This is a genomic window from Nocardia vinacea, from assembly GCF_035920345.1.
Taxonomy (GTDB): domain Bacteria; phylum Actinomycetota; class Actinomycetes; order Mycobacteriales; family Mycobacteriaceae; genus Nocardia; species Nocardia vinacea_A.
In genome coordinates, this window is the sequence record NZ_CP109149.1 from 487,484 (window position 1) to 512,069 (window position 24,586).

Annotated in this window: 32 protein-coding genes and 1 pseudogene; 18 read left to right on the plus strand and 15 right to left on the minus strand. The window is 64.7% G+C overall.

Going from position 1 to position 24,586, the window contains the following annotated elements; genetic code table 11:
* The first annotated feature begins 232 nt into the window (after window positions 1-232).
* Window positions 233-1,075, plus strand: a complete 843-nt coding sequence (locus OIE68_RS02225; RefSeq protein ID WP_327097718.1) for an alpha/beta hydrolase — start codon at window positions 233-235, stop codon at window positions 1,073-1,075.
* Window positions 1,076-1,344: 269 nt separating this feature from the next.
* Here the strand turns inward: OIE68_RS02225 and OIE68_RS02230 are convergent, their stop codons facing one another.
* Together OIE68_RS02230 and OIE68_RS02235 are read right to left on the minus strand one after the other, a co-directional pair.
* Window positions 1,345-1,917: a DUF6461 domain-containing protein gene (locus tag OIE68_RS02230; protein WP_327097719.1), complete on the minus strand. Its 573-nt coding sequence runs from the start codon at window positions 1,915-1,917 to the stop codon at window positions 1,345-1,347.
* Between the two features lie 351 nt (window positions 1,918-2,268).
* Window positions 2,269-3,318 (minus strand): hypothetical protein, encoded by a 1,050-nt coding sequence (locus OIE68_RS02235; RefSeq protein ID WP_327097720.1) that lies wholly within the window; start codon window positions 3,316-3,318, stop codon window positions 2,269-2,271.
* Window positions 3,319-3,556: 238 nt separating this feature from the next.
* On the opposite strand from OIE68_RS02235, the gene OIE68_RS02240 reads away from it, so the two are divergent.
* The gene (locus OIE68_RS02240) at window positions 3,557-3,721 is read left to right on the plus strand and encodes a hypothetical protein (RefSeq protein WP_327097721.1); all 165 of its coding nucleotides are present in this window, start codon (window positions 3,557-3,559) and stop codon (window positions 3,719-3,721) included.
* Here OIE68_RS02240 and OIE68_RS46925 read toward each other — a convergent pair whose 3' ends face one another.
* From OIE68_RS46925 to OIE68_RS02260, 5 genes are all read right to left on the minus strand, one after another.
* Window positions 3,722-4,252 (minus strand): hypothetical protein, encoded by a 531-nt coding sequence (locus OIE68_RS46925; RefSeq protein ID WP_419150745.1) that lies wholly within the window; start codon window positions 4,250-4,252, stop codon window positions 3,722-3,724. It lies immediately after the preceding gene.
* A gap of 64 nt (window positions 4,253-4,316) precedes the next feature.
* Window positions 4,317-4,484: a hypothetical protein gene (locus OIE68_RS02245; protein ID WP_327097722.1), complete on the minus strand. Its 168-nt coding sequence runs from the start codon at window positions 4,482-4,484 to the stop codon at window positions 4,317-4,319.
* Window positions 4,481-5,611, minus strand: coding sequence for a reverse transcriptase/maturase family protein (locus OIE68_RS02250; protein WP_327097723.1), 1,131 nt, complete (start codon window positions 5,609-5,611; stop codon window positions 4,481-4,483). The genes OIE68_RS02245 and OIE68_RS02250 overlap by 4 nt, the downstream gene beginning before the upstream one ends.
* Before the next feature lie 619 nt (window positions 5,612-6,230).
* Entirely contained in the window at window positions 6,231-7,184 is a 954-nt protein-coding gene (locus tag OIE68_RS02255) for an NAD(P)-dependent alcohol dehydrogenase (RefSeq protein WP_327097724.1), read from the minus strand.
* 297 nt (window positions 7,185-7,481) lie between these two features.
* Window positions 7,482-7,949: an FAD-dependent oxidoreductase gene (locus tag OIE68_RS02260; protein ID WP_419150668.1), complete on the minus strand. Its 468-nt coding sequence runs from the start codon at window positions 7,947-7,949 to the stop codon at window positions 7,482-7,484.
* A 44-nt stretch (window positions 7,950-7,993) separates the two neighbouring features.
* Between OIE68_RS02260 and OIE68_RS02265 the strand changes: the two genes are divergently transcribed.
* Together OIE68_RS02265 and OIE68_RS02270 are read left to right on the plus strand one after the other, a co-directional pair.
* Window positions 7,994-8,725 carry a hypothetical protein gene (locus OIE68_RS02265; protein WP_327097726.1) on the plus strand — a complete coding sequence of 244 codons (732 nt, stop codon included), beginning with the start codon at window positions 7,994-7,996 and terminating at the stop codon, window positions 8,723-8,725.
* 300 nt (window positions 8,726-9,025) lie between these two features.
* A complete protein-coding gene (locus OIE68_RS02270; protein WP_327097727.1) occupies window positions 9,026-9,592 on the plus strand; it encodes a nicotinamidase in 567 nt (188 codons plus the stop codon).
* A 320-nt stretch (window positions 9,593-9,912) separates the two neighbouring features.
* Here OIE68_RS02270 and OIE68_RS02275 read toward each other — a convergent pair whose 3' ends face one another.
* Together OIE68_RS02275 and OIE68_RS02280 are read right to left on the minus strand one after the other, a co-directional pair.
* The gene (locus OIE68_RS02275; RefSeq protein WP_327097728.1) at window positions 9,913-10,374 is read right to left on the minus strand and encodes an IS110 family transposase; all 462 of its coding nucleotides are present in this window, start codon (window positions 10,372-10,374) and stop codon (window positions 9,913-9,915) included.
* Window positions 10,371-10,937: an IS110 family transposase gene (locus tag OIE68_RS02280; RefSeq protein WP_327097729.1), complete on the minus strand. Its 567-nt coding sequence runs from the start codon at window positions 10,935-10,937 to the stop codon at window positions 10,371-10,373. The genes OIE68_RS02275 and OIE68_RS02280 overlap by 4 nt, the downstream gene beginning before the upstream one ends.
* A gap of 475 nt (window positions 10,938-11,412) precedes the next feature.
* On the opposite strand from OIE68_RS02280, the gene OIE68_RS02285 reads away from it, so the two are divergent.
* From OIE68_RS02285 to OIE68_RS02315, 7 genes are all read left to right on the plus strand, one after another.
* Complete coding sequence (locus tag OIE68_RS02285) at window positions 11,413-11,583, plus strand: hypothetical protein (protein ID WP_327097730.1); 171 nt, start codon at window positions 11,413-11,415, stop codon at window positions 11,581-11,583.
* 35 nt (window positions 11,584-11,618) lie between these two features.
* Window positions 11,619-12,326: a tyrosine-type recombinase/integrase gene (locus tag OIE68_RS02290; RefSeq protein WP_327097731.1), complete on the plus strand. Its 708-nt coding sequence runs from the start codon at window positions 11,619-11,621 to the stop codon at window positions 12,324-12,326.
* A 336-nt stretch (window positions 12,327-12,662) separates the two neighbouring features.
* A complete protein-coding gene (locus OIE68_RS02295; protein ID WP_327097732.1) occupies window positions 12,663-12,977 on the plus strand; it encodes a WXG100 family type VII secretion target in 315 nt (104 codons plus the stop codon).
* A 4-nt stretch (window positions 12,978-12,981) separates the two neighbouring features.
* The gene (locus OIE68_RS02300) at window positions 12,982-13,281 is read left to right on the plus strand and encodes a WXG100 family type VII secretion target (protein ID WP_327097733.1); all 300 of its coding nucleotides are present in this window, start codon (window positions 12,982-12,984) and stop codon (window positions 13,279-13,281) included.
* 1 nt (window position 13,282) lies between these two features.
* The gene (locus tag OIE68_RS02305; RefSeq protein ID WP_327097734.1) at window positions 13,283-14,506 is read left to right on the plus strand and encodes a polymorphic toxin type 33 domain-containing protein; all 1,224 of its coding nucleotides are present in this window, start codon (window positions 13,283-13,285) and stop codon (window positions 14,504-14,506) included.
* Window positions 14,503-14,901, plus strand: a complete 399-nt coding sequence (locus OIE68_RS02310) for a DUF4279 domain-containing protein (RefSeq protein WP_327097735.1) — start codon at window positions 14,503-14,505, stop codon at window positions 14,899-14,901. The genes OIE68_RS02305 and OIE68_RS02310 overlap by 4 nt, the downstream gene beginning before the upstream one ends.
* A gap of 9 nt (window positions 14,902-14,910) precedes the next feature.
* Window positions 14,911-15,234, plus strand: coding sequence for a hypothetical protein (locus OIE68_RS02315; protein WP_327097736.1), 324 nt, complete (start codon window positions 14,911-14,913; stop codon window positions 15,232-15,234).
* A gap of 397 nt (window positions 15,235-15,631) precedes the next feature.
* Here the strand turns inward: OIE68_RS02315 and OIE68_RS02320 are convergent, their stop codons facing one another.
* On the minus strand, window positions 15,632-16,525 hold the full coding sequence (locus OIE68_RS02320; RefSeq protein ID WP_327097737.1) for an NmrA/HSCARG family protein: 894 nt from the start codon (window positions 16,523-16,525) through the stop codon (window positions 15,632-15,634).
* A 112-nt stretch (window positions 16,526-16,637) separates the two neighbouring features.
* On the opposite strand from OIE68_RS02320, the gene OIE68_RS02325 reads away from it, so the two are divergent.
* The gene (locus tag OIE68_RS02325; protein WP_327097738.1) at window positions 16,638-17,207 is read left to right on the plus strand and encodes a TetR/AcrR family transcriptional regulator; all 570 of its coding nucleotides are present in this window, start codon (window positions 16,638-16,640) and stop codon (window positions 17,205-17,207) included.
* Between the two features lie 545 nt (window positions 17,208-17,752).
* Here OIE68_RS02325 and arfB read toward each other — a convergent pair.
* Window positions 17,753-18,181 (minus strand): alternative ribosome rescue aminoacyl-tRNA hydrolase ArfB, encoded by a 429-nt coding sequence (arfB, locus tag OIE68_RS02330; protein ID WP_327097739.1) that lies wholly within the window; start codon window positions 18,179-18,181, stop codon window positions 17,753-17,755.
* A gap of 63 nt (window positions 18,182-18,244) precedes the next feature.
* On the opposite strand from arfB, the gene OIE68_RS02335 reads away from it, so the two are divergent.
* Together OIE68_RS02335 and OIE68_RS02340 are read left to right on the plus strand one after the other, a co-directional pair.
* Window positions 18,245-18,490 (plus strand): tyrosine-type recombinase/integrase, encoded by a 246-nt coding sequence (locus OIE68_RS02335; protein ID WP_327097740.1) that lies wholly within the window; start codon window positions 18,245-18,247, stop codon window positions 18,488-18,490.
* 123 nt (window positions 18,491-18,613) lie between these two features.
* Window positions 18,614-18,790 carry a hypothetical protein gene (locus OIE68_RS02340; protein ID WP_327097741.1) on the plus strand — a complete coding sequence of 59 codons (177 nt, stop codon included), beginning with the start codon at window positions 18,614-18,616 and terminating at the stop codon, window positions 18,788-18,790.
* Window positions 18,791-18,801: 11 nt separating this feature from the next.
* On the opposite strand, the gene OIE68_RS02345 is transcribed toward OIE68_RS02340, so the two are convergent.
* Together OIE68_RS02345 and OIE68_RS02350 are read right to left on the minus strand one after the other, a co-directional pair.
* Window positions 18,802-18,990, minus strand: a complete 189-nt coding sequence (locus OIE68_RS02345) for a hypothetical protein (RefSeq protein ID WP_327097742.1) — start codon at window positions 18,988-18,990, stop codon at window positions 18,802-18,804.
* 33 nt (window positions 18,991-19,023) lie between these two features.
* Window positions 19,024-19,926: a LysR family transcriptional regulator gene (locus OIE68_RS02350; protein ID WP_327097743.1), complete on the minus strand. Its 903-nt coding sequence runs from the start codon at window positions 19,924-19,926 to the stop codon at window positions 19,024-19,026.
* 131 nt (window positions 19,927-20,057) lie between these two features.
* Here OIE68_RS02350 and OIE68_RS02355 point away from each other — a divergent pair, with 131 nt between their 5' ends.
* The 3 genes from OIE68_RS02355 (at window position 20,058) to OIE68_RS02365 (ending at window position 22,572) form a co-directional block, all read left to right on the plus strand.
* Window positions 20,058-20,369 (plus strand): EthD family reductase, encoded by a 312-nt coding sequence (locus tag OIE68_RS02355; protein WP_327097744.1) that lies wholly within the window; start codon window positions 20,058-20,060, stop codon window positions 20,367-20,369.
* Window positions 20,370-20,972: 603 nt separating this feature from the next.
* Window positions 20,973-21,614: a LysE family translocator gene (locus OIE68_RS02360; RefSeq protein WP_327097745.1), complete on the plus strand. Its 642-nt coding sequence runs from the start codon at window positions 20,973-20,975 to the stop codon at window positions 21,612-21,614.
* Between the two features lie 154 nt (window positions 21,615-21,768).
* Entirely contained in the window at window positions 21,769-22,572 is an 804-nt protein-coding gene (locus OIE68_RS02365) for an LLM class flavin-dependent oxidoreductase (RefSeq protein WP_327097746.1), read from the plus strand.
* 144 nt (window positions 22,573-22,716) lie between these two features.
* Here OIE68_RS02365 and OIE68_RS02370 read toward each other — a convergent pair whose 3' ends face one another.
* Window positions 22,717-23,232 (minus strand): HAD domain-containing protein, encoded by a 516-nt coding sequence (locus OIE68_RS02370; protein ID WP_327097747.1) that lies wholly within the window; start codon window positions 23,230-23,232, stop codon window positions 22,717-22,719.
* A 5-nt stretch (window positions 23,233-23,237) separates the two neighbouring features.
* Window positions 23,238-23,927, minus strand: coding sequence for a hypothetical protein (locus OIE68_RS02375; RefSeq protein WP_327097748.1), 690 nt, complete (start codon window positions 23,925-23,927; stop codon window positions 23,238-23,240).
* Between the two features lie 227 nt (window positions 23,928-24,154).
* Between OIE68_RS02375 and OIE68_RS02380 the strand changes: the two are divergent.
* Window positions 24,155-24,259, plus strand: a pseudogene (locus tag OIE68_RS02380) (hydroxyisourate hydrolase); the annotation flags it as partial.
* Window positions 24,260-24,586: the final 327 nt, after the last annotated feature.

The window sequence follows — 24,586 nt, forward strand, 5'->3', positions numbered from 1 at the left end:
GCTGAGCATGCCGGGTGCGGCTCAGAATATCGAACGGCCGCGGCACACCGAACGGTCGCGGTCGCCGCGCCCTGCTCCGCCGTCGACAACGAGCTCGGCAATCGCCGCGCGGCTCGTCGGTGGGTAGCCCCCGGCCCGAATTACCTACAGACGACAGATTCCCCGCCGCCCGGGCGTACCTACTGTCGAAATCCATTGTCACCGCATAACACTGAGCCGACACGGAGTAGCAATGCCTTACTTCACCGCCGCTGACGGAACCGAACTCGCCTACGAGGACTACGGCACCGGCACGCCGCTGGTGTTCCTGGCGAGCTGGGCGCTCAACGCCGACATGTGGGAATACCAGGTCCCCTACTTCCTCGAGCAGGGGTACCGGTGCGTACTGCTCGATCGGCGCGGGCACGGCCGTTCCGATCGACCGTCGGGCGGATACGATGCCGACACTCGCGCCGACGACGTGGCCGCTTTGATCGATCACCTCGACCTGCGTGACATCATGCTGGTCGCGCACTCGGCAGGCGGCGGCGAAGCCGTTCGCTACCTGGCCCGGCACGGCCACGACCGGGTCGCCGGACTGGTGCTGCTCGCCACCACCCTGCCGTATCTCGAACTGACCGAAGACAATCCCGAGGGTGTGCCCGCCGCGCTGTGCGATGCCACCGTCGCCGAGCTGCGCCGCGACCGCCCCAACTGGTTCGCCCGCCGCGCCCAAGCCTATTTCGCTACCCAGTTCAACACGGTGTCTCCGGCGGTGGTCGACAACGAGGTCCGCCGCTGCCTGTCGGCGGCCCCGTTTTCCCTGACCGCGGTGTGGCAGGCCACCTTCGCCACCGACTTCCGTCCCGACCTGCGCGAGCTGAGCGTGCCCACGCTCATCGTGCACGGCGGTGTCGACCAGTCGGCGCCGGTCGATCGCACCAGTCGGCGGGTCGCGAAACTGTTGCCCCACGCCGACTTCCGCGAATACCCGACCGCCGGGCACGGCCTCTACATCACCCACGCCGAGCAGCTGAACAACGATATCCACGAATTCCTTGTCGACCAGGCGACGGTCGCACCCGACCGCGGCTGACGTCTGATGGCCGCTGATGCGGGTCCAGACTGCCCGATAGACCTGCGCCGACTTCGCCAAGAAGTTCGCTCCGGTCGTCGCCGAGCTCGCCGGCCATTAGATCGGAAGGCTCTCCCGGGCGGCGGCGGTGCCAGGAGTGTCCTGCGAGTGGACGGCGACGGGGATCTGCTGGATCGCTCCGGGTCTCGCCGACGCACGAAAATGCCGATTATGCGATGGTTCGTCTGCATCACACGAAACGTCGGCGCGCGTGTTGGGTGACTCGGCAACTACCGCGAGGCTGGGGGGAGGAGCCGGCCGCTGAGGACGGGACGGTTGTTGAGGTCATCCAGAGGCACCCCGACGCCGAGGTTCTCTGCAAGCCTGTAGAACATCCCGAGGGACCCCAAGGGGCCGTATTCGTCTTCTTCGGGTCGGGCGCCGAGGACCCGCATCTCGGTGTCGAAGCGGTGCGGGTCGCCGCCTGTCCGTGCGAAGCTGTCCGTGGTGTCGAGTCTGGTGATGAGGCGGCCGTCCTCGGCGTACTGGAACACCTCTCCCGGTTTCTCGCTGGCGTGCAGCTCCAGTGCCGCGGTTCCGATCGAGGCGCGCAGCACCAGTCCTCGGTCTTGGATGCCTTTCCAACTGCCGTGCTCCCACGCCCAGGCCCAGCTTCGGTAATGCCCTGCGCTGACCACATATCCGTCGGATGCGTAGAGAAGGCCGCCCAGCTCGTAGTGGAAGTCATCCGGCCCGCGCACCGCCACGGTGTTTTGGTCGACGCCCATCCGCTCCAATTGCTCCCGGGCGCTGATCTGACGCGCGAAGGTGAGGTTGACCAGCGGCAGATCCGTGTCGTACATCCACCCAAGGCCACCGGTGGTGGTATTCACGATGCCCCCGGTTCGTTGATCGCGGTCAAGGTCGGGAAACACAGTCCATGATCATGAAACCAGGCGTCGTCATCAGCTGAAGCAGTCACAGCGGCTGACACTGCCATGAGCCACCGACATCCATGGCCGGGCCCGCCAGTCGTACTGCCGAGTTCCGAATAGTTGGCTCAGTCCCGCACTATTCACCGCCGTACGGCGTTAGAAGGCCAATATCAGCGCAGTAATGCGAGATCAGGCCGGATGATCTCGCCGCGATGTCTTGTGCCGGCCTTCGACGTCGGCGCTACCGATCATCTCGACACGGTGGTTGTGGGACGCGGATCAGCAGTGTTCGTATTGACGTACGTAGGGCTGCGACTCCGGTAAGACGTTGTGCCCGGGTGTCTGGCAGCCGCCGACCACGACCTCGAACAAGGGGCGGCCGTAGGAGTAGCCGGGGCCGTTGGGTGTGTGGATCGTGTAGTCGACCGCCGTGCCGGAGCCTGCCAGGTAGGGGAGATGGAGATCGGCGAGTTGTGTGGTCTGTGCGGCGCTGAATTCCGTACCTACGGGAGGGAATACGGTGACGCCCAGTGCGCGGCCTTCAAAAAGCGGGTCGTAGACCGACACTTGAGCGAAAAACGGGATGGGTTGATCGGTCAGGAACCACTGCCACAGGTCGAGTTCGTCATTGGACGGGAAGCGAGGGGTGGGCTCTTGGTGGGGGGTGACGCGATCATGGGGCCATGGATACGACCCGGGGCTCCGTTCCGAATGATTGGTGAACCCGCGCTCCCGCTCATGAACGGTGGATACGATCCACTGGTTGGATGCCAGTTCGGGGAAGTCCCGGATGATTCGGCGCATCGCCGCGGTGGCGCGGTGAGGTTCGCTCTCGGAGCCCGCCCGGACGTCGATGGTGTTGGTGATGCGGTCCGCGTCGCCGCCGCTCGAGGACCAGTGCACTTCGGTACCGGCGGCCCATAGTCGCGCCCAGGTGTTTGCGGCGTTCGCTTCCGTGCTCACGTCACGTCCGAAAAGCCAATACGCGTAATAGGAGTCCGCCATCCGGTCGATGGTGACCGTTATCGGGTCGCCATGGAAACGGCGCGGAAGCTGTTGAGTGCCCATGGCACTCACCACAGACGCGGCCTCGGCCGGTGTGGCGTCGTCCCTGAGCCGCACGTCGAGTTTGGCGTTGAAGTGCCTGCCCTTGTAGTGCTCGAACCGGTGTGACGCGTCGGTCACCCCCGGAAGGACCCGGATGGCCGTCTCGATCTTGCGTGACCAGCTGTCATGCTCGGCCTGGTCGCGTCCTCGATCGAAATAGCCACATCCGGTCAGCAGAACAGCCGCCATCAGCAACACGAGGGTGGGCACGGTAGAGCGCATTGCGTTGATCTTGCCAGCAATTGGCGTCACAGCGCTGCCGCCGACGCGCCCCCAGTTCTGTGGCCGGATTGCGAGAGTTTCGACGCAGCTGGGGAATTGCGGTGGCGTAACGGACGGGGGCGAGCGACGGAATGGACGGCCCGATCCGACGATCGCCACACCTTGCCCGCCCTCCCGCCCCAGCTATCTGCAGACTGCCATCGCTCGGTCCAATTTCCTTGGGGAGATACTGATTTGAGTGTTCATCCGCCTCTTCGCAGCCGCACTAGGGTTCCTCGTCTTCGCGGGAACGGCTTGGACCTTCCTCCGCACATCGGGTTCCCTCGTCGATGAGTTCGTCCTGATGCTGGGCGTCCCGGCTGGTATCTGGCTGTTGGTGCGCTTCGTCGATCAGAAGAAATGATCAAGGCCGACGGTTGGGTAGGCCGTGCGGCGAGGTGCCGCTGGTGGCGGGTCCTTTTCCGCACGGCCTCCCGCCGAACCGGACGTGCCAGCTTTCCCGGCATCCGGCTCTCCGGTGACCTATGTTGTGAGGGGTGTGGCCTGGACCGGGCCGGTGTGGATAAGGTCGTGGCAGGGCGGGCAGACGACGAGGGTCTTTGCGTCGCCGGGTTGCCATGAGTTCTGCCCATTCCGGTTGGTGCAGACCTGTTTTCGCGAGCTCGGATAGTTTCGCGACGTGGTGCACGTGCACTTCGCCACGGATTCCGCAGAGTTCGCAAGTGCTCCGCTGGAGGCGCGTGATGATCTCCTTGCGGGGCAGGGGATTTCGGCCGGGAACGCGATCGTGGAGGATCGCGGTCTTTCGCCGGGAGAGGGGAATGCCTCCGAACCTCGCGACCTGGGGTTTGCGGTTGCCGCGGTGCCGAGCCGCTTCGAAGCAGGTGCGCGTCCCGTCCGGGGTTTCGATGGTGGCCCGGTAGCGGACCGCCATCTTGGTCACCGACGATTTGTGCTTGCCTGCAAGCGTTTCAGCATCGAGGTTTGCATCGTCCACCTCACCCGTTCCAGACGGTAGACGTCTGCGGCGAGCAGGTAGTAGTTGACGATGCCCCGGTATCGCGTCCCGACGCGGCGACGATGTCGTGATCGTGCAGGTTCTGCAGGGCGCGCTGCGCGGCGGGTTTGCCGCCGCGTAGGTAGGTCGCGCACGAGTATTTGATCACCGGGAGCGGCACCCGCAGTCGTATGGCGCCCTCGGCGGTTTTGCGGCCGCCGGTGCCGGTCTGGGTAGTGATCTCGTATCCGAGGAAACGCCGCGCTGGTGCGCGCGTGGGTGATCAGCGTCTTCTCCTGTGACAGGTCCAGGCGGAGTTTGTCGCGCATGAATCTGGTCAGTCGCTTTTTTGATTTCCTCGGCCTCGTGTTTCGGTCCGGCGAATCCGAGTAGCACGTTGTCGGCGTAGCGGAGGTATCGCAGTCGGCGGTAGCCGGGATCTCGGCAGTCGACGCTGGGCAGGCGAGCCTGCTGTGCGCGTAACTGCCGCACTGTGTCTCGGTCACCACGTTTGCGGGCCCGCGCCAGCCGATGACGGATCCGCTCGTATTCGGCGTTGCGCATTCGCCTTGTCCCCCTTGTGTATTCAGGGATGAGCGTGCGCTCGACGAATTCGTCGAGTTTATGCAGATAGATGTTGCACAAGATCGGCGAAACCACGCCCCCTTGCGGTGCACCCGACAAGGTGGCGTTCCATGTCCATTCCTCGAGGTATCCGGCCTCGAGCATGTTTCGCATCAGCCGCAGGAACCGGTTGTCGTGGATCTTTTCCGCCAGAATCGCCAGGAGCACTTGATGATCCAGCGATCCGAAGCAGTCGGCGACATCGCCTTCGACGAACCAGGTTGTCCCGGTCCAGGTGTCGGCCACCTCGCTCAAAGCGGTGTGGCAGCCCCGGCCAGGCCGGAACCCGTGGGAACGGCCGGAAAATTGCGGCTCGTAATAGGTTTCCAGCAGCAGCCGGATCACCTCACCGAGCAGCTTGTCCGACCAGGTCGGCAGTCCCAGAGGGCGCAGCTTCCCATTGCGTTTGGGAATCCAGACCCGCCGCGCGGGGCTGAACCGGTAGCGCTCATGGCGCACCGCATCGATGATGCGGTCGATCCGGTTCAGCGACATGCCGTCCACGGTCTCTGCGGTGACCCCGGGCGTCATCGCTCCCTTGTTGGCATAGATGCGTCCGTAGGCCAGCAGATACAACTGCGGATTGAACAGTTGCCGATACAACTCATCCAGCGGCAGCCCCTTGCTGCCGCGCTCACTCAGGACACCCAACACCGTTTCGGCGCTCTGCATTTCGCATACCTTCCAGTCCTTGGAATGTCCCAGTCACCTGTTGTCCTTCGCCCTGCAGACGGCTTTCCCGTCCTCCCTGGCCGGGCGTGACTCCGGCGACTACTACGACAACTCCGTCGCCCTAGGACTCGCGTCCCGTAGGCGATCCCGCGTTCGTCTTCGTCATACGTATCGAGCGCGACGTAGGCGGCCCACTCATCTCCTTGAACGTCCTCACTGGACATCGCTCCGCATCCGGAGGGCGAGCTGGCCAAAGCGCGGGACCAGCTCGGGACACGGCGTCGGTAATCAGGCATCTTCTTCCGACGGGCGGGCATTTGCACCGTCTGGAGATTGGGCTTCAGGCAATCCAGCAATTTCGCCGTATCGCGCGGGTCTCCCGATACCTGGACCCGGCCGTCGGTTTGCTGACATGCTCTTGTCCCCGTTAACCTTTCGGCGCCGGGTAAGTCATCAGACCCAAGGACCTCCCTCCAATCCATCCCGGCTGCGCCAGGGATATGACGAAGCGCCTCGCGGCGCACCCCTGTAATGCCGCCTACCGCGCTGAGCGAAGCGGCCACGTCGTGGTAGCTGGCGGGCCAGACCGGTTGCGGCTCACAATATCCGGTGGTGCCGATCAGCGGATCTCGACCACCACTTTGCCCAGGGCGCGTCCCGCACCGACGTGGGCCAGCGCGTTCGCGGTCTCGTCGAGGGGGAAACTGCGGTCGATGTGGATACCGATCCGTCCCGCGACACACGACTCCGCGAGGGGTGTGAAGTACGCAGGCCCTTCCTTCACCGCGAGGACCCCGAGCCCGCGACCGGTCACCATTCCGGCGACCACTCCGACCGTCGTCAACCGCAGCAACGCGCGCGTGGTGCCGCCGACGCAGCGGTACCGGCCGCCACGCGCGACCGACCTGCGATAGGCGAAGACCGACCGGTGGGCAACGAGGTCGAGCACCCGGTCGTACGGTCCGGTTCGGGTGAAGTCCTCAGCTCGATAGTCGATGACCTCGTCAGCGCCGAGCGTGCGCATGAACGCCAGTTTGGCGGCGTTGTCCACCCCGGTCACATGAGCCCCGGCACTCTTGGCCAACTGGATCGCAAACGCTCCGGACCCGCCGCCCGCTCCGTTGATCAACACCGACATACCGGCTGCGATGCCGGCCGTGCCCTGCAGTGCTATCGCCCCCGCCTGTGGCAGCGTCGACGCCTCGGCGAAGCTCAGCGACGCCGGTTTGTGAGCCAGCGCCGATTCAGGAACCACGGCATATTCCGCGAACCCACCCTTGAGCATGAGATTGTCGCCGTAGACCTCGTCACCCGGTGCGAACAGTGTGACCTCGGAGCCGACGACTTCGACCCGTCCGGCGATATCGGATCCGAGAACCGGGCGCCTAGGTGCCCGGAGCCCGCCGATGCGTGAATACAGCGGCGTCCCCCGCAGTGTCTCCCAGTCGGAGAGGTTGATCGACGTCGCGTGTACCTGGACGAGCACCTGTTTCGGCCCTGGAGAAGGCGCTGGGACCTCCGCGATCGACAGCACCTCGGGGCCGCCGTAGCGGTCGTACACGACGGCCCTCATGCGATTCCAGCACCGAGGATCGAGCGACAGCCTGACACATGACAAACTCTAGTCGGCGGGCCGCCCCGCGACCGGCGAACTGTGCGTCGGCATTCGGCGCGACTCGCCGAACCCTCTCCCGCAAACCAGCAACGTCGTGTATTATCGCGTGACGCGCGGGTCCGACAGGCCACGCGAAATACCCCAAAGATTAACGGGCCGAGACTATCTCGACATCCACCAACACTGACATGCCGATTTCAGTGCGGACTGCGGCGCGCGTGCCAGACGGATCGTGAGGCTTCAAACAATGATCTTTCATGGAAGTGATTCACCAGACTGCCAAGTGATCGGAGAGGGCACCCTCGATTCTGCCGTGATCCGCGCCTCATCAACCGAACGGTGCGGTCCGGAATCAGGCCAGAATGACGCATCGGTCCCGGGCACATCGATGCTGCGAGCCTTGCCACCGACCGACACTGGCTCGTATACCGTCACGTCGTATCCACGCTCGACCAGCTCGTGCGCCACGGTCAACCCGGCGACCCCTCCACCGAACACCGCGACCGTGCGCCCCACCGACCGCGCCGCCGCGTGCGGAGCACCTGACATCACTGCTGCTGCTCCACTTGCTGCCAGTCCGCACAGCAAGTGGCGCCTACCAAACCCACTCCAAACCTGTTGGTTCACAGGAGATTCCAGATCCGCACGGCCACCACCGCAGCACAGTACTACGACGCCCAGCCCGATTATCGAGTGGTAGGCGCTGATCAGCTCTGGGATCATCGGGGTCGGCGTTCGACATTGGTGCCGGTGGGAGGAAATCGCGGATGACCACGGTGCGGCGGTTCTGGATCGAATTCGACCCGCAGGAGTGCTCCGACGCCCGGTTCCGGCAGGGCGTCGGTGTGACCGGCTTCGATGTGCGGGATTGCTTGTCGATGGTTGCGGATCTGGTCCCCGACGGAATGTTGCCACCCGTGCGCCGAATTACCGTCGACATCTCGCTGGCCGAGCCACTGCCGGTGAGTCCCCGCCATCTCGGAGTCCCGGTGTGGCGCGGCGTGTGGTATCCACCCGTGAACCTCGGAACCGGGCCGACCCGCGACATCGACCGAAGAGGTGCGCCCTGCGACTACCCGACGCCTGTCACAGCATCACACCGCCGAGTGCGGGCCGGCGAGACCCTGCTCACGAAAACCACGTGGTGGGACGAAATCCCGCATATCGATGGCTTGCTGTGGCCGTTGGTGGACATGCACCGCGCCGAGCGCGGCCGTGGAATGCGGCATTACGCCGCGGCGCTGCGCGCCGCCTGCGCCACGGATCCGACCTATGGGGGCCTGGTGCGCGAAGCCCTCGACTACATGATCGCGTGGTGCCCGACACCGGACGAATGGTTCGATCCGACCGAAACCAGGTTCGCCGATCAGCGGGAACTCGACGAGTACCTGCGAGCCTTCCGCGCCTACTTGTTCGGAACTCGCCCGGAGTCGATCTCCCCTCCCGGCGGGGTACGGCTTTCACCCGACGCGCAACCACGACTTCGCGAGGACGCGTGAAATCCTCTGTGGTCCAGGACGTCCCGCGATTGCCGCTGGGTGCGCGACTGAGCAGTGCGGAACGCGCCGCGGCTCGAGACATCCGGTAGCCGCCTATCGCGCGGTCGACCGTTGAGATCTTGATGTCGGCAGACTTCGATCTCCCACAAGTGGATGAGCCCGGTGGCTGGGAGCGAGGAGCCTCACAAGAGATCCCGGGCGCGGATGTCCTATGGCGCGTTCGGCGATGTGCACTGGTGATAGCCATCTACAATAAGTGCTGGCCGAAAATCGTTGCGGGACCGATCTCGTGGAGGCGTCATGAGCACAGCTCTGATCATCGTCGACGTACAGAACGACTTCTGCGAGGGCGGTTCGGTGCCCGTCACGGGTGGAGCCGCGCTGGCCGAACGGATCAGCCGATATCTACACGCCAGCGATTATGCCGCGATCACCGCCACCCGCGACTACCACATCGACCCCGGTGCACACTTCTCCGACAACCCGGACTTCGTCGACTCGTGGCCGCCGCATTGCCGGATCGACACTCCTGGCGCCGAGTTCCATCCGAACTTGGACACCGCGCCGATCGACGAGGTCTTTTTCAAAGGCGCCTACGCCGCCGCCTACTCCGGATTCCAGGGCGCCACCAAGGACGGTACGGCCCTCGCGGACTGGTTGCGCACCAAGGGCATCGACACGGTCGACGTCTGCGGCATCGCCACCGACCACTGCGTTCGCGCCACGGCCCTGGATGCCCGCACCGCCGGGTTCGACACCCGAGTACTCGTGAACCTGTCCGCAGGCGTTTCCCCCGCAAGCATCGAACGGGCCCTGGGCGAACTCCAGGCCGCGGGCGTGGAAATCGTCGCAAACACCGACAGTTGACCGACCGCTCATCGGGCCATCCCATAGTCGCCCCTGGTCTGGAGGATGGTCGTAGCGGGTGTCGAGAGGTGCGACGCTTCGGCGGCGTCCCGCCCAGGTGACGTCCGGTAATCAGCGTAAGTCGTTTTGTGTCAAGCGGTTCGGTCGGTGCCCCGTGTGTCGTCGTCCCGGCATAGCGGTAGTGGGGTTGATTCCCGGCAGCGTGTAATCGGGTTGTGTGACGACGGGCCGGGGCTGCCCGTGATTACCGGCGAGATCACCGGGAGGTGTCTCGATGCCGCGTGGGGCTCGCCCCGACCTCTCCGCTCGACCGGCCGCTGTCAGGCGGCTGTCGAGATCGTGGATGCCTTGATCGTGCCGTGGGTGGCGATGTGCGGGTTCCAGGGTTGCCCAGTGGTGACGACTGCATGTAGCTGGCGCAGGATCGCCGCGGCGATCACGGCCTGAGCCTGGGTGGGAGTGAGCGGGTTGGTTTCTCGGGTGGTCAGATGCTGGTAGCGGGCGGCATAGACCGGGTTGGCGCGTTGGGTGCCCCACACGCCTCGCCAGGCGGCCAGCCGCAGCCCGGGACGGCCTTGGCCGGTGAGCCGGGCGCGGCCGGTGAAGGCACCGGACTTCTTCTCCCGGGGTGCGAGACCGGCGTGTTTGACCACGGCGCGGGCGGACGGGAACCGGGCCGGGTCACCAGTTTCGGCCAGGATCGCCGCGGCACCGACAGCGGACAGTCCGGTGATGGAGGTGACCAGCTCGGTGAGCTGGAGTTCATCGAGGATGCTGGTCATGCGGGTCTCGGTGTCGGCCAAGCGCCGCTTGCTCTCTCCCAGTCCTCCAGCAGCAGGTGCACCCGTTCCAGCGCGCCGCGCCGGTGCGCGAACACTCCGGCCGGATCATCCAGTGCCGCATAGAGTTTCCCGGTAATCCGAAAGCACGGTCGCTTCGCACCGCCGCGGGTGACCTCGCCACGGACGAGACGCTCGAGCCGGTCTCGGCCCAACCGGCGAGTGCGGGCGAAATCGCCGCCGTCGCGACCGCAGATCACCCGCAACGCCGCCATCCAGGTCCGGGATTTGAATGGCTGCTGGGCGGCATCGAGCGCGGCCGGCCACACGCACTCGAGCAGGGCTCGGATCTGCTGGACCTGGGCGACCATGTCCACCAGCAGTTGCTCGCGGCGGGCACCCAGATGCCGCAACCGGCCCCAGGTTTCATCCACGGGTTCGGGTGCATAGCAGCGCAGCTGTGCGGTCAGTCGGGCGATCAGCACCGCGTCTTTCTCGTCGGTCTTGTCCGTGGTGAGGTCCTCGGCCCGGCGTGACCAGGCGGTCATCACCGGTTGCACGCACACGAACAACATGTTCCGGTCGCCGGCCAACTCCTCCGAGCACCCGCCACCGATGCCCGGTCGGCTCACACGCCACCGTGACCCCGGTGAACCCCGCCGCGGCCGCACGGGCTCCGGCCCAGTCCAAAGCGATGCCCATGTCCCAGGCCCGGCAGTGGAACGTCCTGCGGGCCAGCACTTTCGAGTCATGATCGCAGACCGCGACCATCTGTTTGCGGTCGGCCAGATCGATCCCGACGATCGCGTTGGCTACTGGCACCAACGCCCGCAACCGGGTCAGCCGCACGTTGCGGTTGCGATCACCCCGGGACACACCGCTACCGTTACTCATGGAACGTCCTCCTGCTCCTGCGATGGGACACCAAGCCCGACAAGCGCATCAGGAGGACGTTCCCCGCGTCCATACAACCGACGCACTAAACGTCTTTCTATGCCGCGACCCGAGCGAATTCGGGTGGTGTTCTGGGCATCGTGGAGCATGAGTACTTCATCGGATATCGACGTCACCTTCGCCGGTGACGATCTCGTACTGCGGCTGGCCAGTGCGGCCTACCTGGCCCGGTTCACCGGCAGCTCCCGTATCCATTGCGGATCTGATCTGCGCCTGTACTTCACCTGGTGCACCGAACGTCACTCCTGCCGCTGTTAGCGGTGCGCGCCGAGATCGAACGGTACGTACGGTGGATGCAGGAAACCCGCCGATTCAAACCCTCCACCGTTGCCCGCCGCACCGCGGTAGTGACCGGGTTCTACCGCACCTGCGTCATCGACGGCGTCACGGACCACTCACCGGCCGAGTACGTCCGCCGACCCCGAGTCTCGAACGAATCACCGACACTGGGGCTTTCGCACCTACAGTTCGAAGCACTGCTCACCGCGGCGCGCGATTCCGCCAACCAATTCGACTTCGCACTCGTCGCGATGCTCGGACTGCTCGGGTTGCGGATCTTCGAGACCTGCAAGTCCGACGCCGAGGACATCGGCGAGGAACACGGCCACCGTGTACTGCGCGTAGTCGGTAAGGGTTCGAAGCTCGTTCTGATCCCGTTGCCGCCAGCGGTCGGACGAGCGATCGACCGCGCCACCGGTGACCGCGACCACGGACCGATCCTGCTCAATACTCGAGGAAGGCGCATGGATCGGCATTGCGCCACACGACGACTGCGCCGCCTGGCCCAGGATTCGGCGATGCGGCTACCCCGCATGCACCCGCACATGCTGCGCCACACCTTCGTCACCACCATGCTCGATGCCGGAGTCGACCTACGAGACGTCCAGATCGCTGCCCGCCACGCTGACCCTCGCACTACCATGCGCTATGACCGTGCCCGAACCAATCTCGACCGCCACCCGAATTACATCCTCGCCGCCTACATGGCCTCGGGCACATAACGACTCAACACACGCACATGCCGATTTGCGTGTGGTGCCGGAGTCTCCGAGCCGGCGGTGACCGGCTCGGATCGCCGGATCAGACGCGGATCCGAGTTCAATGCTGCCCTGCCGAACACAGCAACCCGGTCTTACTCGAGGATGGGACACCAACGCTTCTCGGCGCGATTGCGCTATTCGTGGCGCCGCTTCCCTACCTGGATAGATCATTTCGCTGAAGGTATCGAACCCGGCGATCCTTGCAACCTCGATCGCGACGCCCGGTGATGAAATTGTCGACCTTCGAGGTTGTCAGTATGCTCGCAGGTGCTGGCCATCGAGTGGGGAGGAGGGGGCATGACCACAGGTGATCCGTCGCTGAACGTGGTGCCGGACGAAGTCAAGGCCATCGGCAAGTTCGCGTATAACATTGCAGAGCAACTGAAGTCGGGCTCCACGTCGTTGGACCGGGAGGTTCAGGCGCTGTTCGGTACTTGGAGGGGCAGTGCGGCCGATGCCTATCGCACCGGCTGGGACGAGATGCAGGACGGCGCGCTGAAGATGTGGGACTCGCTCACCGACCTGGCGGAGAAGCTCGGCGTCACCGCGGCGACGTACCAGGACCGGGACAGCACGAACGCATCGTCGTACAACTCGCTGCAGTTGGACTGACGTCATGTCCTCGGAATTCGAGTTCGACCTCGACCACCTCGACAATGTGACGGCGCGTGCCCGTGGCTTCAAGGAGTTCGTTTCCGACAATCTGGATCAACTCGAAAGCAAAGTGCAGGGCCTAATACAGAGCGGGCAGTGGACAGGTACAGCTGCGACAGCCTACGCCGAGGAACACCAGGAATGGATGACGGCAGCACGCGAACTGGTCGAAGGGCTGGAGCAGATGCAGCGGGCGGCGCAGACGGCACATTCTTCGTATTCCGAAGCGTCAGAATTGAATCTGCGAATGGCAAGGGGATGACGTGGTAGGCGTCGCGCCGCAAACCTACTACAGTGCCGCCGACGAATGTTATGCCATATCCAAGGCATTCCAGGATGTGTACAACCCCCTGCAAAAGGTCCTGCTTACCACGGGCGGGATGGCGGGTGGTTATCAAGCGATCAAGGCCTGGGCGTCAGGATACGATGAGCGGGTCGGTGCGTTCACCCTGTTTGCAACGAATTTTGCCCGCGCTTTGCAGCGACTCGGGGACGTGCTGACGGCCGCTGGTTACAATTGGGCCTGCGGCGAGTATAAGGCAAATCGGAGCCCAAACAAGGATGACAGGCCGACGCTTCCGAGGGCGCTTCCCACGGAGTTGCCATACGGCGCTGGCTCGGTGATCGGCGTCGCCTCGGCACACGCGAATAGTCGCGGGCTCGAATCAGAGTTTCCCGGCTTGTACGAAAAAGTGGTTGCTCAGGTCGCAAGTGGCGAGATCCCCGACAGCGACACTGACAAGTTCGACAGGGTAGCGAAGGCGTGGAAAACCTTTGCCTCTCACACCAGCGTATTCGGCGCGCAGACCCGCTTGCGATTGGTAGCCGAAGGCCTGGAACAAACATATTCTTCCGACGCTCCGGAGGATATCCCATATCTGGTAGACCACCTGCGCACTCTCGCGACCAGTGCAGGCGATATCGAGTTGGCCTCCTCTGATTTCGCCGCATCGACCGAGAAACTATCTGCTGCATTATCGACGATGCGGACGGATATCAATACCCAGTTTACGGCTGTCGTTGTAAGTGCATCTGTAGTCATCGCGGTCTCAGCAGTGGTAATCCGCAATCCCCAGTCGGTGACGTTGGAAGGAGTGGCTCTCGAAACGGCCGCCGCCGCGATCGCCAGGGCAGTCGGAACTTTTTTGGGAGGGTTGTCAGGAATCGGTTTTTCGACTGGGGTGCTCGCGACCGGTGGATTGCTTACCATCGCAGGTCTTGGAGTCCTGATAACATCGATCGATGACTCCGCCGAAGGCGAGCCGGAATGGGATCAAACCGAGGAACGGACGCGAAACCCTGCGCAGGACAAACCCCTGACCAATAGGGACATAAGGGAACTCAAGGCTCGCGGTCATGACCCACACGATATAAAGCCAGACCCTCCGTCCCGATACGATCTATACAAAGATGGAAAGGGAAATGTGTATTATAAGCGAAAAGGCGGGGCGGGTGCAGGAGAATCGACGGGGATCAGATTGCGATGACTGCTGAGGAGCTTTCCGAAGTGACCGTGTCGCTGAAATTGACCGGCACATTCGATCCAGACGAGGTGACCGCGGCGCTAGGACTGGCGCCGTTCAATTACTGGCGGGCGGGGCAACAAGGGGCGGCTCCCAAACTGCGTAGGAGTTCCGATGGCTGGGTTGTCCGACTGGAGGTGTCCTTCGGAGAGGTCGGCGAGCAGGTAGACCGTGCCGTTGAGAAACTTGCGCAAGTTTCCACGCGGTTGGGTCACGTTCTCTCGAATCAGGGAGTAACCGGGTGCCTGACCGTTGCTGTGGATGCCGGCGAGGAGATTTGGCCAACCATCACGTTATCGGCAGCGACGCTGGCGTTTCTGGCGTCATTAGGGTTGTCACTCGATATCGATGTCATCTAGGAGTCGACCGTGATCGATGATTCAGACCGCGAAATTCCGGTAATTCGTACCGAGGTGGCCAGGCATCCCGAAAATGGGCTGAGAGAAAATCGTTTCCACCGGGTCGGCGCGAGTTGGAGCCTGGAAGACGAGGTCAATGCGTTCCTGGATGAAATGAGTGCTGGCGGTAGGTCGGTGGCGATGCACAGCGAGCCCGGCGGCGAGCTTCGGGTGGAGGCCGCGTTGGCTGGCAGAAGTTTTCCGTCTATGTATTTCGATCCTCGGCTTCTGAGGCGCCTTGCCTCAGCAGGCATGTCACTGAGGATCACGACTGGGCCGCGCACAGAAACGTAGGTCCGGTTCTGTCGGTCCTCTGGAGTGTGGAGGCCGCATTATGCGGCCTCGTGGACCACCCCGGCCCATCCGCCACTCAAGCTGCCGGATCTGGCGAACTGAGCGGCTTTGCAGCGCCTGAGCCGTCCGCTCGATTTCAGTGCGTTCGTCCAGTACATCCTGTTGCCGCACATGGGCATTCGCCGATCGCTACGCTGCTTCGTTGGTCCAGGGCGAATCTCCAAGATCAAGTAAACCAAGCTCGCCACCCCACCGGACCGGATTCCGCATAGCCGGAAAGATCACCATCCGCGTGCACAAATGCCGATGAGCGTGCATATCTCGGGCGGCGCGTGCGGACCCGGCACTACGCAGTACTGCCGATCGAGTTGCCCGCGTATGTCTTCGGCAATGTTCATCAGGGTCGGGCGGTGTGAGCGGAGTACTGCCATGCACCTTCACGCTCTAGCCAGGTGGTGAAATCCAGGAGTTCCGGATGGCATCGCCGCAGCGACACGATGTCGGCATTCCAGCCTCCGCCGTGGTTGGCGAACCGGTAGCCGGCGAGGGCGTCGGGGTCCTTGTCCGACAATGCTTCTCGTGGGATTGCTCGGTATTCGATCGGTTGTCCGAGGGACCGGCTCATGGCCTCGGTGATCTCGGTCATGGTCAGCTCGTCGCCCGCCAGTTCCACTGCGGCTCCGATGTATTCGTCCGGGTGAGTGAAAGCCCGTGCAGCGAAGACACCGATGTCGGTACCCGCGATCAGCTGCACGGGAACGTCCGGATGGATGACATCGGTGAGTACTCCCTCGCGCAAGCCGAAGCGGGGGTCGAGCTGGTTCTCCATGAAGCGCACCGGGCGTAATGCGGTGGTCGGCAGGCCGAGCCGAGTCGAGTATCTCTCCAACTCCGCCTTGCTCTGCCAGCGGCGAATGCCGTGATCGGCGTCCGCAGCGCCGACCGAGGCGTAAACGAAGTGAGCAACACCCGCTGCCGCGGCTGCATCCGCGACATTGCGGCCGAGCCTCAGTTCATCGGCGACGGTGAAGCCGGGAGGTGTGCCAGGGTATCCCACGGTCGGTTGCACGCTGAACACCCCGTGAACACCCGCCGCCGCCGTATCCAGCGTGGTTCGGTCGCCCATATCGCCAGGCGCCAGTTCCGCACCCGCCTCTGCCAACACCCGAGCACCGGCCGTGTCCGGGTCACGCACCAGCGCACGCACCCGCCAACCCGCCGCCAGCAGTGCACGAGCCGTTGCGCCGCCCTGGGTGCCCGTCGCTCCGGTAACCAACACGATGTCCGACATCGCAGCCTCCTCGAGTAGCGCTGTTCGCCTGTATCGGCAATAAGTGGGGATTGTCCCCGTTTAACCGTCGGCTACGATACGGGGACTATCCCCGTTTTGCAATCGGAGTGTAATGACACCAGCCCCGAGTAGACCGGCTCGCGCCGACGCGCTGCGCAATTACGAGCGGCTCATCACCGCCGCCACCAATGCCTTCGCCGAACACGGCCCGCAGGTGCCGCTGGACGACATCGCACGCGCCGCCGGGGTCGGCAATGCCACGCTCTACCGCCATTTCCCGACCAGACAGGCACTACTGGAAGCGGTCCACCACGACCACATAGAGGCACTGGTCCACCGAGCCGGCGACTTGGCCACGGCACACGCCCCCGCCGAGGCGCTCAGGTTGTGGCTCGACACCGTTGTCGCACAGGGCAGCGCCACCCGCGGCCTGGCGGCCTCGCTGCTCGCAGTCATAGGCACATCGACCGAATCTTGGTGCCGGAAAGAAATATTCGCCACGGCAACCGGCCTTTTGCAGCGCGCTCAGGATGCGGGCGAGATCCGTTCCGGGCTGACCGCACCCCAGTTACTGAAGCTCGTCAACGCGATAGCCCTTGCCACTGAAGGAGATCCGGACCGAACCCAGCAAGCCCATACGCTGCTGGACTTCCTCTTCGACGGCCTTCGCATCCAAGCGTGACACTGTGCACGCGACAGACCTGTGCGCAACTCGAACGGACTGGCCGAACGTTCGCCGATGCCGCTGATCGCGCTGTTCGGAATGGCACATACGGCGCGGCCCGGCCCGGGATAGAACGGTCCTGGCCGGGCGGGGATTGGTGTGCCGGTCAGTTCGCCACGTTGTCGAATGTGCCGGCCTGGTAGGAGCCGCCTGTGGTCTTGGTGATCACCAGCAGCCGGTTGCGGCGTTGGTCATGGCGACCAGGTAGACCAGTGCGGCGATCTGGTCATCGTCGTAGTGCTTGCGCACCAGGAACTCCCGCCGACTCACAGCAAAGATCTCACCGTGACGGACATCGCCTTCGACTCAGCAATTGGGCGGGAAACATCCTCTTCTAGCCGCATACCGCGCTGTTCTGGTCTGGGCTGGCCGAATAGCGTGTGTCGGTGTGCCTGCTTAGGTCGCTGCCAGCGACGAGAAGATGCAGGCGGGTACTTGCGAGCACGGGCCCGTTCGACAACGACTGTGCCGCCGATACCCCGACCTGTGGCGCTGCCCGTCGGCTAGTCGTCGGGGGAGGCACGGCGGTTGCGCTTGGTGACGCCGCGCCGTTTCTTCGCGGCGATGCGACGTTCCTTTGCTCCGCGCGAGGGCTTGGTGGCGCGGCGGACGGGTGGCGGTGCGGCAGCGGCGTCAGCCAGTAACGAGGCCAGGCGTTCGCGGGCGGCCGCGCGGTTCTGCAGCTGTGCGCGTTGCTCCGATGCGGCGATCGTGAGCACCCCGTTGACCAGGCGGGTGGCCAGGCGGTCGAGCATCCGGGTGCGCAGCCACTCCGGCACGGAGGGCGAGTTGGCGAGGTCGAACGACAGCTCTACCCGGCTGTCGGTGGTGTTGACGTGCTGCCCTCCGGGACCGGACGACCGTGAGAACCGCTCGCGTAACTCGGACGCGGGTATCACCAGCACCCGAGTCACGGTCAGGTCCTCTGCCATGATCCGATGCCGCTCTTTCCGATCCGCGAGTCGACAAGGCCACGTCGGTCTAGTTGCGACTGAATGGTGACCTTCTCGTTCACGATAGCGACGACCTTGTCGACGTGTAACAAGCAGGCCGTCCGTCCGTCTATGCTGCGCCACACCTTCGTCACCACCATGCTCGATGCCGGAGTCGACCTCCGCGATGTTCAGATAGCTGCCCGCCACGCCGACCCGCGTACCACGATGCGCTATGACCGTGCTCGGACCAATCTCGACCAGCATCCGAATTACATCCTCGCCGCCTACATGGCCTCGGGCACATGACAGCTCGACACACGCACATGCCGAATGTCGGATGACCTTCCGTAGCAATCCGTCACCGAAATTGGGCATTTGTCCAGCGATGTCGTTCAGTGTGGAGCTATTCGACAAGGAGGGAGGCAGGCGATGGCCGAGAAGCCCACATTCGACAGGGTCGATAATCTGAGCGGCTTGCAGGCACCAAAGGTAAACGACCTGGGGTCGAGTGTCAGCGTGTTGGGGGTGAATAACCTGGCCGATCGACCCGGTCTGCTGGCACCGAGCGACGCCAGCACCAAGACGGGTGACGAAGAGAAGAAGTAGCGGCGGCTCGTCTAGTCGAGTTCGCGGATCTCCGAAGCGCGTTGCCCGGCGCTCTGATTGGCTAGCCGGGCAACGTCCTGGACCTGGCCGGCTTCACCATCGATGACGCCGGGCGGCCGTCGCTCGAGCAGTTCCGGGCGGCGCCACCCCCCGCTGTCGGCGCAGGCCCTGGCTCTGGTGGTGCGGGTCGGCCTCGCCACCGCCGACGTCCGTCTCGTGTGAGCTGCTGCGCGTCAGTCCGGCAGCCAGTGCAGCTCGTGTGCCAGGGTTTTGGCGACGGTACGGATGCGGCGGTGTAGTGGTGACTGCACGCGCGGGAGGACCAGGTGGATGGTCAAGGTGGGTGCGCCCTGCAGCGGTCGCCACGTGAGACCGGCCGTTTGTGTCGTGACCGCGGCTTCACCGGCCGGGGCGAGGGTGAGCCCGTCGCGTAGGTCACGCTGAGACATGTCGAAAGAGACTGCGGGCGTGTGGAATCGGGGGTTCGGCCGGGTGCCGCGGAACAGGGCGGACAGCTGATCGTGGACCACGGGGTTGGCCGTACGGTCGGGGAGTCGCAGCGGATACGCGGCCGCATCGGCGATCTCGATCTCCGGGTGTTCGGCCAGCGGATGATGCTGTGCCAATTGGACCCCGACGCGCACACGCCGCAGCAGGAACCGGCGCACGCCACGACCCGGCTGTTCACCGCGGGTGATCCCCGCATCGATGCGGCCGTCGGCGACCGCGGGGGAGATCTCCGGTGTCGCCATCGGGACCGCGCCGACCTCGAGTCCCGGGCTGCTGCGAATGAGCCTGTCCACCAGGGCCGGTGCCGTCTCGGCCCCCGTGCTGAGGCTGTATCCGATGCGCAGCGTGCCCAGTTCACCGGCCCCCGCATTCCGGGCGGTGTCCCATGCCCGGTCCAGCGCCGCCAACGCGGGCGGCGCGGACTCCGCCAAAGCCGCACCGGCCGTGGTCAATACGACGCTACGCGTGTTACGAACCAGCAGGGCAGTACCGAGGTCCGCCTCCAATCGGCGCATCCGGGCACTGAGCGCGGGCTGCGCGATACCGATCCGTGCGGCCGCGCGGGTGAAGTTCAACTCCTGCGCCAGCACCAGAAAGTACCGCAGGCTCACCGTATCCGGCGCCACATGCCCTCCCTGCCGATTGATAACGATCCGTTCTGAGTCTATCGCGTACCGGTCTTTCCCTCGACCGCACATCAAGCCCTAACCTGCGCATATGACGATTCAACCGACCGCGGTAGATGCAGGAGGCAGTCATGCATAAGACACTGGTCCTATATCCCGAGCCCGCCGACCCTGACCACTTCCGCGACTACTACGTGAACAACCACCTTCCGCTGGTCATGAAGTGGCCCGGCGTGCTTGCGTGGCGCTACAGCTTCGACGTGGCGGCGACCAACGGAGAAGCGCCGTATTTCGCGGTCTTCGAAGCCGACTTCGCTGACGCCGCCGCCTTGGCTGCGGCGCGGGCGTCGCCGCAAGGCCAGCGGCTGGCCGCCGATGTCGTCAACTACGCCACCGGCGGTGTGGTCGTCATCGACTATCCGGTGCAGGACGGCATCGACTGAGGCAGGACGGCACGCTCCGGGACGCGTTCGGAGCGTGCCGTTGCGGCCAGGTCCCGGCTATCGGCGGAACGCCGTTCCCGGTTGCCGGTTCGTTGAGCGTCAAACGTGGGCCGATGTCCTGGCCGGATGTCCCGGTGGTTGATGCGCGCGTGCGGCGCGACGGCCGGGGCGGCAGCCCCACGTCCGTCACCGACGACGACCCGGCGGCGACGGACCGGACTGGCGTGCGGTCGCTGCCGCGGTTGGCCGCTTGTCATTCCCCGCGCCGGGCACTACTTCCCACTCGCGCGGCCAGCGGAGTTCTCCGTGCTGATCCTGGACGCAGCTGCTGCCTGCCAGAACCGATCGAATACCTGACCACCAGGGCCGTAAACGTGAGCGCCTCCCCTGATCCCGGAAACAGGATTGCAGGCTAGCGGCTCCTCGCGAGAAGCATTGCAGCGCGAAGCATCCTGTCATGCCGCTGGGCGCGTGGTCGTGAACGTCCGCATCTGCCGATTCCGCGATGTTTCAACGGCGGGTTCTCCCGACAGCAACGGTTACGGTTCCAGTGCGTCGGAACTGGCTCGCGACAAATAGCCAGCTGCACCCCAGGATGAGAGCATGATCGAAACCACGGCGGTGTTGGGAGTGGCCGCGACCGAGTTGGGAATGGTGCTGACGCCGGGCCCGAACATGATGTATCTGGTGTCGCGCACCATATCGCAGGGACGACGAGCGGGTCTGGTATCGCTATCGGGTGTGGCCGTCGGATTCATCGTGTATCTCGTGGCCGCCACCGTCGGGATTACCGCGATCTTCGCGGTGGTGCCGGGGTTGTATCTGAGCATGAAGCTGGCCGGCGCAGCTTATCTGGCGTACTTGGCGTGGAAGACGTTGCGCGGCGGCATCTCTGTGTTCGAGCCCTCCGATCTGCCCGCCGACTCCGCGCGCAGGCTCTTCAGCATGGGGCTGGTCACCAACCTGCTCAATCCCAAGATCGCGATCATCTACATGGCGTTGATCCCGCAGTTCGTGACCCCAGAACAGGGGCGAGTCTGGTTGCAGAGCCTGCTGCTGGGCGCAGTGCAGATCGGTATCGCGCTGACGGTCAACGGCTTGATCGTGCTGGGAGCCGCCACAATCGCGGCGTTCCTGACCGGCCGCCCGCTCTGGATGCGGGCACAACGTTGGGTGACCGGCACAATGCTCGGCGTCGTCGCCGTTCTACTAGCTACCGACCGGACCCGCCCGGTTCCGGCCTAGGCTGACCGACGCGAATAACACGCTGCTGGCAAGTGCGCGGTAATGCCGAGTTCAGGGCGTTCGCAGGAGCGTGTACACGATCTCGGCTGCACCGATGAATTCCGGGTGGATCCGTCGTCTATACCGCTGGATACCAACAGACAGGAGTCCAGACATGACGAAACCGTTTCGATTCGGGGTCGTTGCCCCGCTCAGAACTGACCTGCCGACGTGGCGAGATCGCGTGCGCCGCATCGCCGATAGCGGCTACTCGACGCTGCTGGTGCCCGACTTCCCTCAGATGCAACCGGCGCCCGGCCCCATGCTGGCCACCGTCGCGGCCCTTACCGACCTGCGTGTGGGTACCTGGGTATATGCCTCCCCGCTACGCCCGGCCTGGATGATGGCGTGGGAAGCGCACTCGCTGTCGCTACTGACTGACGGTCGTTTCGAGTTGGGAATCGGCACCGGCAGGCCCGGAATCGAGGACGAGCTGCGCGAACTGGGACTGCCCGTGGTCCCGCCGAGCGAGCGGCTGGCCCAGGTGCGTGAGACCATCAGAATGCTGCGAGATCTCGATGGCCCCGACCGTCGCACGCCTGTGGTGATGGCCGTGCGCGGGCCCAAGGCCCGGGTGCTGGCGGCCGAGGTCGCAGACACGGTCACCTTCGCGCTGATGCCAAATGAGTCTCGGGCCGAAGTCATACAGCTGGCACGCGACGTCCGCGCGCTCGGGGATGTCGAGCTCGCGCTGCATGTGCCGATTATCGGCGACACGGTCGCGCCGTTCATGGCGCCTCCCGATACCGACCCTGCTGCGCTTGCGGCGGACTCGCTGGCGATACTTCCGGATGACCCGGCGGCCGCCGCCGAGGAAATCCAGCGGCGGCGGGAGGAGATCGGCTTCTCCTATTTCGTGTTCGGCGCCGACTTCGCCGACAAGTTCGCTCCGGTCGTCGCCGAGCTCGCCGGACGCTAGTTGGCCTGGCGGGGTGTGCAACATCCGCTCGTAGCCGATTATCGAGTGGTAGGCACTGATCAGCGCTGGGATCATAGGGCAAGCGTTTGGTAGTAGGTGTCCACGGGAGGGAATCGCGTATGCCCACGGCGGGGGAGCTGAGCGTCACGGCTGCTGATTCCGGACCGTTCGCAGCCAGTCCCCGATCATGACGAGATCCGTGTCATCGAGACCGCGGGCGGCGTCGACGAGGTGGAGCAGGGCATGCCCGGGATGGTTCGCGCTCACCCAGTGCCGGTCGGCATCGGTGATCTCGTCATCGATCCAGGCGAATGGGCGTCCGGCCGCCCAGTCCACCAGATTTCGTGTCTTCCAGTGCAAGCCGATCCGCCGGTCTTCTCGATATTGACGTTCGTCGGTGGACCGCGACCACGCGACCCGGGGCAGCGGCGGTAGTCCGATCCGCGTCGCGATCTCCGTATTCGCCTCCTCTTCCCACGCAGTCGCCCAGACGAGCACACACGGCAGCGCCGAAAGCGCAAGCCCGGCCGCGCGTTTCAGCCGCGCGAAGTGCCACTCCGGATCCGGAATCGGGGGTCGCGGGCGCGGATCCCCGCCGATCGGCAGCAGCGGTCCGTCGATATCCAGGAAAAGTAGTGGGAGGGCCGTGCGGTCGCTCACCCGCATCACCTGCCGTCGAGCGAGCCGATCAGTATCCAACCGGCGACGCCGATGCACAAGGCGCTTATCGCGATCTCTATGCCGAGACCGACCCCGGGCCGCAGGCCGTAGGCCAAGGCATCCGTCGTCATGCCTACCGGCACGACGCCGATGAACATCCAGGCGAACGTACGGAAGGCGAGCATGAACAACCCGTCCCACCAGCCGAACAACAGTCCCCACAGCAGAACACCGAGGCCGAAAAAGGCCAGGTACAGCCAGCAGCCGAGCGTCTCGCCGGACTTCGGCAGGAACCACTCGCTCCCGTCCGTCACCTCCACGCCGACGACCTCCCCGCGCCAGAGTCGCAGTTCGGCCGGTTGCCCCTCCCGTGCCTTACCGTAGAAGCTCGACGACACCTCGCGGGTCTGCCGGGACCCGTCGGTCCGCTGCCAGGTGACCTGGTAGTGGGTGGTCGTGGTCGTGCTCATGTGGCCGTCGGAGTCGGTCTGCGTCGTCGTCGTGGTGTAGGTGCGCCGCCCCGCGATGGAACCCCGCTCGCTGGCCAAACAGTCGCCCGCACTCGCCCCGCACCCCACGGCCGCCCGGAACTCCCGGGTCTGCCGGTATGGGCCAGCGGCGGAGGCGAGCGCTATGACAAGCACACCCAGACCGAGCGCGACGATGATCCACTGCCGAAGGGAACGCTCACACAAGGATCCTCCGTACGGCAGTCGACGGAGCCTCACAACCCACCCCCACGCGATCCCGCGCAACGTCGCGACCATGTCCGCCCCTGCTCGGTCCGGCCACTGTTCATCGGTGCACCTCCAGTGAAAGTCATTGGCGTCGACCTCCTTACAGGAAACAACCACCACGCATGCCGAAAGGTTGGGTCACCCGTTCCGCCCCGCGCAGCCCATCCGTCGAGCGGGTCGCGACCTTCTACCCGGAGGTCACCATTGCCTTCACCGTCGCCGACGAACGGCACCGTCACGTGCCGCTGCTGTTGTCGCCGTTCTCGTACTCGACGTACCGGGGGAGCTGAGCCTCGTCGGCCGCATCCTGCTCGAATCACCCCGCCAGCTGCGACCCCGCACCACCACTACCGCACAACATCACCCACCGATCCCGGGACCTGCGCCCACCGATATACACCGGACCCCGGACGCCACCGGTCCATGATCGGTCGCACCCTGGCGCGCATCGGCGCCGGTGACCACCGGGATGTGGTGGCCCGCAAGTGTTTCCGATGCGGACACCAACGTCACCCGACTGCCACCAGCACCGCAGAAAGGCATCGGGCCATGCTGACCAGCTGGAAGCTGATGTCCATCACAACAGGTTGGGTCTTATCGCCACACGACCTGCGATC

What these genes read in the sequence shown, in the direction of transcription:
- OIE68_RS02260 (WP_419150668.1), bottom strand. Translation starts at nt 7,949, where the DNA reads ATGATCCCAGAGCTGATCAGCGCCTACCACTCGATAATCGGGCTGGGC.
- OIE68_RS02310 (WP_327097735.1), top strand. Translation starts at nt 14,503, where the DNA reads ATGACTGCTGAGGAGCTTTCCGAAGTGACCGTGTCGCTGAAATTGACC.
- OIE68_RS02320 (WP_327097737.1), bottom strand. Translation starts at nt 16,525, where the DNA reads ATGTCGGACATCGTGTTGGTTACCGGAGCGACGGGCACCCAGGGCGGC.
- OIE68_RS02235 (WP_327097720.1), bottom strand. Translation starts at nt 3,318, where the DNA reads ATGCGCTCTACCGTGCCCACCCTCGTGTTGCTGATGGCGGCTGTTCTG.
- OIE68_RS02285 (WP_327097730.1), top strand. Translation starts at nt 11,413, where the DNA reads ATGAGTACTTCATCGGATATCGACGTCACCTTCGCCGGTGACGATCTC.
- OIE68_RS02265 (WP_327097726.1), top strand. Translation starts at nt 7,994, where the DNA reads ATGACCACGGTGCGGCGGTTCTGGATCGAATTCGACCCGCAGGAGTGC.
- OIE68_RS02275 (WP_327097728.1), bottom strand. Translation starts at nt 10,374, where the DNA reads ATGACCAGCATCCTCGATGAACTCCAGCTCACCGAGCTGGTCACCTCC.
- OIE68_RS02290 (WP_327097731.1), top strand. Translation starts at nt 11,619, where the DNA reads ATGCAGGAAACCCGCCGATTCAAACCCTCCACCGTTGCCCGCCGCACC.
- OIE68_RS46925 (WP_419150745.1), bottom strand. Translation starts at nt 4,252, where the DNA reads ATGGCGGTCCGCTACCGGGCCACCATCGAAACCCCGGACGGGACGCGC.
- OIE68_RS02270 (WP_327097727.1), top strand. Translation starts at nt 9,026, where the DNA reads ATGAGCACAGCTCTGATCATCGTCGACGTACAGAACGACTTCTGCGAG.
- OIE68_RS02355 (WP_327097744.1), top strand. Translation starts at nt 20,058, where the DNA reads ATGCATAAGACACTGGTCCTATATCCCGAGCCCGCCGACCCTGACCAC.
- OIE68_RS02230 (WP_327097719.1), bottom strand. Translation starts at nt 1,917, where the DNA reads ATGTACGACACGGATCTGCCGCTGGTCAACCTCACCTTCGCGCGTCAG.
- OIE68_RS02250 (WP_327097723.1), bottom strand. Translation starts at nt 5,611, where the DNA reads ATGCAGAGCGCCGAAACGGTGTTGGGTGTCCTGAGTGAGCGCGGCAGC.
- OIE68_RS02325 (WP_327097738.1), top strand. Translation starts at nt 16,638, where the DNA reads ATGACACCAGCCCCGAGTAGACCGGCTCGCGCCGACGCGCTGCGCAAT.
- OIE68_RS02300 (WP_327097733.1), top strand. Translation starts at nt 12,982, where the DNA reads ATGTCCTCGGAATTCGAGTTCGACCTCGACCACCTCGACAATGTGACG.
- arfB (WP_327097739.1), bottom strand. Translation starts at nt 18,181, where the DNA reads ATGGCAGAGGACCTGACCGTGACTCGGGTGCTGGTGATACCCGCGTCC.
- OIE68_RS02340 (WP_327097741.1), top strand. Translation starts at nt 18,614, where the DNA reads ATGGCCGAGAAGCCCACATTCGACAGGGTCGATAATCTGAGCGGCTTG.
- OIE68_RS02295 (WP_327097732.1), top strand. Translation starts at nt 12,663, where the DNA reads ATGACCACAGGTGATCCGTCGCTGAACGTGGTGCCGGACGAAGTCAAG.
- OIE68_RS02255 (WP_327097724.1), bottom strand. Translation starts at nt 7,184, where the DNA reads ATGAGGGCCGTCGTGTACGACCGCTACGGCGGCCCCGAGGTGCTGTCG.
- OIE68_RS02365 (WP_327097746.1), top strand. Translation starts at nt 21,769, where the DNA reads ATGACGAAACCGTTTCGATTCGGGGTCGTTGCCCCGCTCAGAACTGAC.
- OIE68_RS02360 (WP_327097745.1), top strand. Translation starts at nt 20,973, where the DNA reads ATGATCGAAACCACGGCGGTGTTGGGAGTGGCCGCGACCGAGTTGGGA.
- OIE68_RS02335 (WP_327097740.1), top strand. Translation starts at nt 18,245, where the DNA reads ATGGTGACCTTCTCGTTCACGATAGCGACGACCTTGTCGACGTGTAAC.
- OIE68_RS02225 (WP_327097718.1), top strand. Translation starts at nt 233, where the DNA reads ATGCCTTACTTCACCGCCGCTGACGGAACCGAACTCGCCTACGAGGAC.